This is a genomic window from Pseudomonas sp. NBRC 111130 (assembly GCF_001320485.1).
Lineage (GTDB): Bacteria > Pseudomonadota > Gammaproteobacteria > Pseudomonadales > Pseudomonadaceae > Aquipseudomonas > Aquipseudomonas vlassakiae.
The window spans coordinates 19,542-27,725 of record NZ_BCBG01000057.1 but is presented as its reverse complement, the minus strand read 5'-3'; the positions used below and the strand labels follow the sequence as shown (position 1 = coordinate 27,725).

7 protein-coding genes are annotated in these 8,184 nt (G+C 60.6%); 1 reads left to right on the top strand and 6 read right to left on the bottom strand.

What is annotated here, in order from left to right; all coding sequences use genetic code 11:
* Window positions 1–118: 118 nt before the first annotated feature.
* From APH33_RS20685 to APH33_RS20665, 5 genes are all read right to left on the bottom strand, one after another.
* Entirely contained in the window at window positions 119–820 is a 702-nt protein-coding gene (locus tag APH33_RS20685; protein ID WP_054886949.1) for an ABC transporter ATP-binding protein, read from the bottom strand.
* Complete coding sequence (gene livG, locus APH33_RS20680) at window positions 821–1,588, bottom strand: high-affinity branched-chain amino acid ABC transporter ATP-binding protein LivG (RefSeq protein ID WP_054886948.1); 768 nt, start codon at window positions 1,586–1,588, stop codon at window positions 821–823.
* Window positions 1,585–2,841, bottom strand: coding sequence for a high-affinity branched-chain amino acid ABC transporter permease LivM (locus tag APH33_RS20675; protein ID WP_054886947.1), 1,257 nt, complete (start codon window positions 2,839–2,841; stop codon window positions 1,585–1,587). The genes livG and APH33_RS20675 overlap by 4 nt, the downstream gene beginning before the upstream one ends.
* Window positions 2,838–3,761: a high-affinity branched-chain amino acid ABC transporter permease LivH gene (gene livH / locus APH33_RS20670; protein WP_054886946.1), complete on the bottom strand. Its 924-nt coding sequence runs from the start codon at window positions 3,759–3,761 to the stop codon at window positions 2,838–2,840. Before livH ends, APH33_RS20675 begins: the two co-directional genes overlap by 4 nt.
* 185 nt (window positions 3,762–3,946) lie before the next feature.
* A complete protein-coding gene (locus APH33_RS20665; protein ID WP_054886945.1) occupies window positions 3,947–5,062 on the bottom strand; it encodes a branched-chain amino acid ABC transporter substrate-binding protein in 1,116 nt (371 codons plus the stop codon).
* A gap of 360 nt (window positions 5,063–5,422) precedes the next feature.
* Here APH33_RS20665 and APH33_RS20655 point away from each other — a divergent pair, with 360 nt between their 5' ends.
* Window positions 5,423–5,728 carry a DUF2288 domain-containing protein gene (locus tag APH33_RS20655; RefSeq protein ID WP_054886943.1) on the top strand — a complete coding sequence of 102 codons (306 nt, stop codon included), beginning with the start codon at window positions 5,423–5,425 and terminating at the stop codon, window positions 5,726–5,728.
* 160 nt (window positions 5,729–5,888) lie between these two features.
* Here APH33_RS20655 and APH33_RS20650 read toward each other — a convergent pair whose 3' ends face one another.
* Window positions 5,889–8,072 (bottom strand): hypothetical protein, encoded by a 2,184-nt coding sequence (locus tag APH33_RS20650; protein WP_054886942.1) that lies wholly within the window; start codon window positions 8,070–8,072, stop codon window positions 5,889–5,891.
* Between the last annotated feature and the right edge of the window lie 112 nt (window positions 8,073–8,184).

The window sequence follows — 8,184 nt, the reverse complement described above, 5'->3', positions numbered from 1 at the left end:
ATCGGACGGGTTTCGAAAACCGTGCAGTACCTGTGGGAGCGGGCGTGCCCGCGAAGAGGCCAGTACAGGCGACACATTGCTCACAGGCAGAAAAAAGGGCCCGAAGGCCCTTTTTCATTCAACCACCCAAGTAGGCGTCGCGCACTTTCGGGTCGGTCAGCAGTGCCTCACCGGTGCCTTGCATCACCACCCGGCCGTTTTCCAGTACATACGCCCGGTCAGCGATCTTCAGCGCCTGGTTGGCGTTCTGCTCCACCAGGAACACCGTCACGCCATCGCGGCGCAGCTGTTCGATGATGTCGAAGATCTGCTGGATGATGATCGGCGCCAGGCCCAGCGACGGCTCGTCGAGTAGCAACAGCTTGGGCTTGCTCATCAGCGCCCGGCCGATGGCCAGCATCTGTTGCTCGCCACCGGACATGGTGCCACCGCGCTGGATGTAGCGCTCCTTCAGGCGCGGGAACAGCTGCAGGACTTTATCCAGTTGCTCCTGGTAGTCGCCCTTGTCGGTGAAGAAACCACCCATGGCCAGGTTTTCCTCGACGGTCAGGCGGGCAAATACGCGGCGGCCTTCCGGCACTACCGCGATGCTCTTGCGCATGATGAGCGAAGACGGCTGGCCGACCAGCTCTTCACCCAGGTACTTGATGCTGCCGCTGTGCGCCTGCGGCGAGCCGCACAGGGTCATCAGCAAGGTCGACTTGCCGGCACCGTTGGCGCCGATCAGGGTGACGATCTCGCCCTGGTTGATCTCCACGTTGACGCTGTGCAGCGCCTGGATCTTGCCGTAGAAGGTGGAAACGTTCTCGAACTTCAGCATTTACGCTTCCCCCAGGTAGGCTTTGATCACATCAGGGTTGTCGCGGATCTCCTGCGGCGTGCCGTGGGCCAGGGGCGTGCCCTGGTTTATCACGACGATGTGGTCGGAGATGCTCATCACCAGCTTCATGTCGTGCTCGATCAGCAGCACGGTGACGTTGTGCGACTCACGCAGGTAGGCGATCAGCGCCTTGAGGTCTTCGGTTTCTTTCGGGTTCAGGCCTGCGGCGGGTTCGTCGAGCATGATGATCCGTGGCTGGGTCATCATGCAGCGGGCGATTTCCAGGCGGCGTTGCTGGCCGTAGGCGAGGGTGCCGGCAGTACGGTTGGCGAACTCGGTCAGGTTGACCTTGTCCAGCCAGTACTGGGCGCGCTCCATGGCCTCCTTCTCGCTGCGGCGGAAGTTCGGGGTCTTGAACAGGCCGGCGAAGAAGTTGGTGTTGAGGTGACGGTGCTGGGCGATCAGGAGGTTTTCCAGCGCGGTCATTTCCTTGAACAGGCGCACGTTCTGGAAAGTCCGCACCACCCCCTTGCGGGCGATCTGGTGGCCGGCCAGGCCCTGGATCGGCTGGCCGTCGAGCAGGATGGTGCCGCCGCTGGGCTTGTAGAAGCCGGTCAGGCAGTTGAACACCGTGGTCTTGCCGGCACCGTTCGGGCCGATCAGCGCCACCACCTGTTTTTCCTTGACGGTCAGGCCCACGCCGTTGACCGCCAACAAGCCGCCGAAGCGCATGCTCAGGCCGCTGACTTGCAGAATTTCGCGGCTCATCGACGCAGCTCCATGTGGGGACGTTGCATAGGCAGCAGGCCTTGCGGACGCCAGATCATCATCAACACCATCAGCGCACCGAACATCAGCATCCGGTATTCGCTGAACTCACGCATCAGCTCCGGCAGCAGGATCATCACGATGGCCGCGAGAATCACGCCCAGTTGTGAGCCCATGCCGCCGAGCACGACGATGGCGAGGATGATCGCCGACTCGATGAAGGTGAACGACTCCGGCGTCACCAGGCCCTGGCGCGCAGCGAAGAAGCTGCCGGCGAAACCGGCGAAGCAGGCACCCAGGGTGAACGCCGAGAGCTTGATCACGGTGGGGTTCAGGCCCAGCGCACGGCAGGCGATCTCGTCTTCGCGCAGCGCTTCCCAGGCGCGGCCGATCGGCATGCGCAGCAGGCGGTTGATCACGAACAGTGCCAGCAGCGCCAGCAGCAGGGCGACCAGGTAGAGGAAGATGACCTTGTTGATCGAGTTGTATTCCAGCCCGAAGAACTCGTGGAAGGTCTGCATCCCCTCGGCGGCCTTGCGCTCGAAGGTCAGGCCGAAGAACTCCGGCTTGGGGATGTTGCTGATGCCGTTGGGGCCGCCGGTCCAGTCGGTGAGGTTACGCAGGAACAGGCGGATGATTTCGCCGAAGCCGAGGGTCACGATCGCCAGGTAGTCACCGCGCAGGCGCAGCACCGGGAAGCCGAGCAGGAAGCCGAAGGTGGCAGCCATCAGGCCGGCAATCGGCAGGCAGACCCAGAAACTCCAGCCCAGGTAGTGCGAGAGCATCGCGTAGCTGTAGGCGCCGACGGCGTAGAAGCCGACGTAGCCCAGGTCCAGCAGGCCGGCCAGGCCGACGACGATGTTCAGGCCCAGGCCCAGCAGCACGTAGATCAGGATCAGCGTGGCGATGTCGACCGCCCCGCGCGAGCCGAAGAACGGCCATACCAGGGCCGCGACGATCAGGCCCATGATCACATAGCGCTGGGTTTTCGGCAGGGTCAGGTAGTTGCTGACGGCTGGCGGGATCAGCTTGCGGTCCGAGCGACGGCCCATCACCGAATTCCACTGCCTGTCGAACAGCACGCGCAGGAACATCAGCACCGAACACACGGCGATGATGCTGATGGTGAACGACCCTTGGCTGTGCACCGCCAGGCTGATGCCGTCGATGCTCAGTTTCAGGCCCAGTACCGGGAAGGCCACGGCCCACACCAGCAAGGCGCTGAAGAACGCCTGTTTGAGATTTCTGTTCATACTTTTTCAACCTCCGGGCGGCCCAGGATGCCGGTCGGCCGGAACAGCAGGACAAGAACCAACAAGCCGAATGCCACCACATCCTTGTACTGGTCGCCGAAAATGTCGGCGCCGAAGGCTTCGGCCACACCCAGCACCAGCCCGCCGAGCATGGCGCCCGGAATGCTGCCGATGCCGCCCAGTACCGCCGCGGTGAAGGCCTTGAGGCCTACCAGGAAACCGGCGTTGGGGTTGATCACCCCGTACTGCATGCTCAGCAGCACGGCCGCCACGGCGGCCAGGGCGGCACCGATGACGAAGGTCAGGGCGATGATGTTGTTGGTGTTGATGCCCAGCAGGTTGGCCATCTTGATGTCCTCGGCACAGGCGCGGCAGGCGCGGCCCAGGCGAGAACGGGAGATGAACAGGGTCAGGCAGGTCATGGCCACCAGGGTGACCACGAACACCAGGATCTGCATATAGGAAACCAGGACCTCCTCCGCGCCGCCCGGCCCGAAGGAAATGCTCCCTGGGATCAGGTTGGGAATGGATTTGTCCTTCGAATCTTGCGACAGCAAGACCGTGTTCTGCAGGAAGATCGACATGCCGATGGCAGAAATCAGCGGGATCAGGCGGTTGCTGTTGCGCAGGGGGCGGTAGGCAACCCGTTCGATGCTGTAGCCGTAGGCACTGGTGACGCAGATCGTCGCGACGAAGGCGACGGTCATCAGGATCGGCAGCGAATGGATACCCATCATGGCCAAGCCCGCCAGGGCGATGAAGGCCACGTAGGAACCGATCATGTACACCTCGCCGTGGGCGAAGTTGATCATGCCGATGATGCCGTACACCATCGTGTAGCCGATGGCGATCAAGGCATAGGTGCTGCCGATGGTCAATCCATTAACCAGTTGTTGGAAGAAATGGTAGATCTCAGGCATTACAGCGCTCCTAAAAACCTGATTTGCATTTCGCTGGCGGGGGTAAGGCCAGGAAACCGCGGGTGACGGTTTTAAGATTTTCAGGTGGGTCTGCCCCCGGATCGCGGGGATCAGGCCCATGAACCTCATAAAACAAAGCCCACTGCTCGCACAGTGGGCTCGTAGGTCAGCTATTAGTCACGCAGTTACTGAGGGGAGACTTCGGTCTTCGGCTTGCCGAAGTGCCATTCGTAGACCACGAACTTGAAGTCTTTCAGGTCGCCTTTCTCGTCGTAGGACAGTTCGCCGGTCGGGGTCTTGAACTTGCCGGCGTGGATGGCGGCTGCCACTTTGTCGGTGTCTTCGGACTTGGCTGCTTCGATACCTTTGGCGATCAGCTCGACAGCCGAGTAGGCCGGGAATACGAACGGGCCGCTCGGGTCCTTGCCGTCAGCCTTGATGGCGTCGACGATGGCCTTGTTCTCCGGGTCGGCGTCGAACGACTTGGGCAGGGTGACCAGCAGGCCTTCGGAAGCGTTCTGGGCGATCTGCGAAATGGAGTCGTTACCCACGCCTTCCGGGCCCATGAACTTGGCTTTCAGGCCCTTTTCCTGGGCTTGGCGCAGGATCAGGCCCAGCTCTGGGTGGTAGCCGCCGTAGTAGACGAAGTCGACGTTGTTCTGCTTTAGCTTCTGGATGATCGAGGAGAAGTCCTTGTCACCGGCGTTCAGGCCTTCGAACACGGCCACCTTGGTGCCTTTCTTCTCCAGGGTCTGCTTGACCGCAGTGGCAATGCCTTCACCGTATTGCTGCTTGTCATGCAGCACGGCGACGACCTTCGGCTTGACGTGGTCGGCGATGTAGTTGCCTGCCGCAGGGCCCTGGGCGCTGTCCAGGCCGATGGTGCGGAAGATCAGCTTGTAGCCACGGGCGGTGATTTCCGGCGAGGTGGCGGCCGGGGTGATCATGATCACGCCTTCGTCTTCGTAGATGTCGGACGCTGGCTGGGTGGAGCTGGAGCACAGGTGGCCGATGACGAACTTGACGCCGTCGTTGACCACTTTGTTGGCGACGGCCACGGCCTGTTTAGGGTCGCAGGCGTCGTCGTATTCCTTGGCTTCGAGCAGCTTGCCATCGACGCCGCCCTTGGCGTTGATATCCTTGATGGCTTGCTTGGCGCCGATGAACTGCATGTCGCCGTACTGGGTCACAGGGCCGGTCTTGGGGCCCGCGATCCCGATCTTGATGGTATCGGCGGCAAACGAATGGCTGGCTACCCCGGCCAGTACCATTGCGGCGAACAGCTTGGAAATCTTGATCATAGTGCTCCACTCATTCTGTTGTAATTCTTATAGTCCTGGCGGCCAGGGCTACAGACCGGGCGGGATATGCGGCATGGCCACGCCATACTGCATGCCCACCTTCCCCCGGAACATGTCCCGGAACTGTACCGGTACAGTGTAGAGCGCTGTTCGCGCGCTTGAAAAGCGGGCAAAAAGTGCCTGGTTCGCGGGTTGTCGCATGATCGACACAAAGATACAGAAAAGCGCCATCACTTTGCCTGCATCTACGGCCCCACCCCACAACTTCGGGGCCAATCGACCAAATTACATATTTGAAACCGGGTTTTTCTGCAAAAATGCCGGCCTTTTTTCATTGGCCGAATTTGCGGGTACAAACCCATGACTGATCAAACAAGCACCCTCTATGCCAAATTGCTCGGCGAGACGGCGACAATCGAGTGGAAGGCTTTGGAGCGTTTCTGGGCCAAGGGTGACCTGATTTGGGTCGACCCCAGTCTCGACCTGATCGAGGTTGCTGCGGCAATGGCCGAGAATCGCAGCGAGATCTTCGCCAAGTGGCGTAGTGATGGCACTGTCGGGCCGGTCAGCGCCGAGCAGGCACTCGACCTGCAAAGCCGCGATCCAGAGATATGGGCGGTGGTGGTTTCGCCGTTCATCGTGATCCAGGCCAGGCAATCGGAATAACGACGCGCTTTTTTAGTGCGTAAAAATACGCATCTGCCCGATGCTGGTGCGTGTTGACGCTCACGTAAGGTGGAAGTTGGTAACAGTGGTGGGTTGTTTCGGCGCTGCGGTAACAGTTTACGGCATGCGTAATCGGGGCCGCAGGGCGGCCCCATCAAGGTCAGTAGTCGACCCGGCCGGTATGGTTGTTGAGCGAAATCACCCGGGTCTTGCCGATGCGATGGCGGAAGATCTCACGCAGGTACTTCACCGCCTTCTTCACGCATTCGCGCGATAGGCGAATATCGTTGATCGACACGAAGCGGCTCTTGTCGTTGATCAGTTCGCGGTACTTCTTCTCGTACATCGGCTTGATTGCATACCAGTTGGTATCGAGGATCTTCGCCGGGTTTTCGAACTCGTTGAGCAGGTCGTCGATCCGCGCCTCCTCGAAGTGCTCGCTGGTAATGAACTCAAGGATGGCGTTGTCCAGCGTGTCATCGAAGCGGTATGGGGGGCGGGCGAAGCAGCGCTTGATGAAGGCCACGATCAGGGTCAGGAAATCGTCCGACAGGCACGGGCTCTTGGCGATCAGGGTGGTCAGTGACAGGTTGGCCGAGGCGCCGATCACCAGGGCGTAACGCTTGAGCGTGGTATTGGGGAACAGGCTGTTGAGGTGCGTCTTGAGCCGGTTCAGGTCCATGTACGACAGTTTGTAGTCCTTGGGCAGCGAGACGATCGACACCACCGACGAGCAGTTCTTGAAGAAGTGCAGGTCATGCAGCGCGGCGGCGTCGTAACCGGAGGCCTGGTATTGCTCCAGGGCCGCACGGTAACGGCGCGACTCGATCGGCAGCAGGCTGATGCCTTCGATGGCCTGGGTTTGCTTGTTGAAGTGCGGCAGGTCGATGGAGCGCAAGAACAGGTCGTCGATATCCAGGCGCGGGCTTTCGCGCTCGAACACCTTGAACTTGTCCGTGCCTTGCGCGGGCACTTCCGGCACCACCGATTCGGCATAGGCAATCGCCACCGGGCCGGCCAGGCTCATGAACAGGTCGTTGGCATCCAGGCGGATGGTTTCGCCGATGTCGATGCCGGCGCGGCGGAAGTAGTTCTGGTCGTAGTCGGTGGTCACCGCCTGGGCGGTGAGGATGTTGAAGATCTGCTGGGAGATGTACTGGTTGGCGTGCTTCTCCATCGCGTTGACGTCGATGTTGTGAATGGTGCCGTCATCGCTTTCTTCGGCGTAGCGCATGATGTCGTTGGAGATCAGCATCATCGCGTTCCACGGGCGGATACGGCCCATCACGCTGGCCTCGCTGCTGTCTTCGTTATCGAAGTTATACGAGAAGTCCCATTCTTCCGAGAGGTATTTGCACAACAGCCGGCCGGCGTTGATGTGCAGGGCCTCGGACATCTCGCTGCGATGGTCCGTAGCATTGGGCAGCACGCAAATGCCGCTGGTGAAGATCGGTTCGAAGACGAACGAGTGGCCGCTCTTGCCGTCGTTCTCGTCGGCAGGCTTGGTGTCGAAGGTCTTGTTCATGTACGAGTACTGCTGGGCCAGGCCGAACTCCGAGGCCATGCCTGAACCGGTACCGCCACCGGCACTGAAGATGTAGAAGTACAGCCGCGATTGGTTGGCCTTGATGCCGCAGGAGTCGATCAGGTACGAATGGATCAGCTTCCAGTCGGCGCTGGAGAAACGCTGGGTGTCCTTGTTGAGGATGATCTTGGCCAGGTACTGGCCGAGGATCGGTGCGTTGCCGGCACCGCCAGCATGTACCTCGGACAGGTCCATGATTTTCATCTTGCTGTAGTCGCGCAGGAACTCGCCACGTTCGCCCTTGCGCGAGAAGCGGATACGCCCGGCGATGTCTTTGTCCAGGTCGCCCAGCATCACCAGCGGTTCGACCAGAAACACCGGCTTGACACCCTTGTTCTGCACCAGGCGCAGGTTCTGGCGGATCCAGCGTGCCGGGCTGTAGCCCGACTCGCCCTTGAAGCGGTCTTCATTGTTGAACTCGTTGAGGAAGAAGGTACGGGCGTTGTAGACCAGTTCCGCCACGTCAAGAGCGATGTTCGAGCCGCAACGGCCCAGGCCGATCAGGCAGACCGACGGAAACTGCTGCTCCAGGCGCAGGGGGTCGTCGTCTTCGACGTGCTGGTTGCCCGGAAACACCAGGTCACGCAGGCCGTCGAGGTTGTCGAGGATCCGCTGCACGTCCTGCTCGGTGAAGTACAGGTACTGCTGTGCCGGAGAGCTGCGTGCCGGCAGCGTGTCACGAACACCATTGGCGGTCGGTAAGTGGGGAAGAGCCGAAGACTCGGGGACCGCATTGGCAGAAGTGTTCGTAGAGGTCATAGTGCGCCATTTGCCTGGTGTAAGTGAATATCAGAGGGTTATGCCATATGGCCATCACGCAAAACGCCGCGACTCTATCAGTGCGCCATTTGCGGATGCGATAGGGGTTTCC

Bases quoted from the DNA above. Each gene is read 5' to 3' on its own strand.
- APH33_RS20665 (WP_054886945.1), bottom strand. From the start codon at position 5,062: ATGATCAAGATTTCCAAGCTGTTCGCCGCAATGGTACTGGCCGGGGTA.
- APH33_RS20685 (WP_054886949.1), bottom strand. From the start codon at position 820: ATGCTGAAGTTCGAGAACGTTTCCACCTTCTACGGCAAGATCCAGGCG.
- livG (WP_054886948.1), bottom strand. From the start codon at position 1,588: ATGAGCCGCGAAATTCTGCAAGTCAGCGGCCTGAGCATGCGCTTCGGC.
- livH (WP_054886946.1), bottom strand. From the start codon at position 3,761: ATGCCTGAGATCTACCATTTCTTCCAACAACTGGTTAATGGATTGACC.
- APH33_RS20675 (WP_054886947.1), bottom strand. From the start codon at position 2,841: ATGAACAGAAATCTCAAACAGGCGTTCTTCAGCGCCTTGCTGGTGTGG.
- APH33_RS20650 (WP_054886942.1), bottom strand. From the start codon at position 8,072: ATGACCTCTACGAACACTTCTGCCAATGCGGTCCCCGAGTCTTCGGCT.
- APH33_RS20655 (WP_054886943.1), top strand. From the start codon at position 5,423: ATGACTGATCAAACAAGCACCCTCTATGCCAAATTGCTCGGCGAGACG.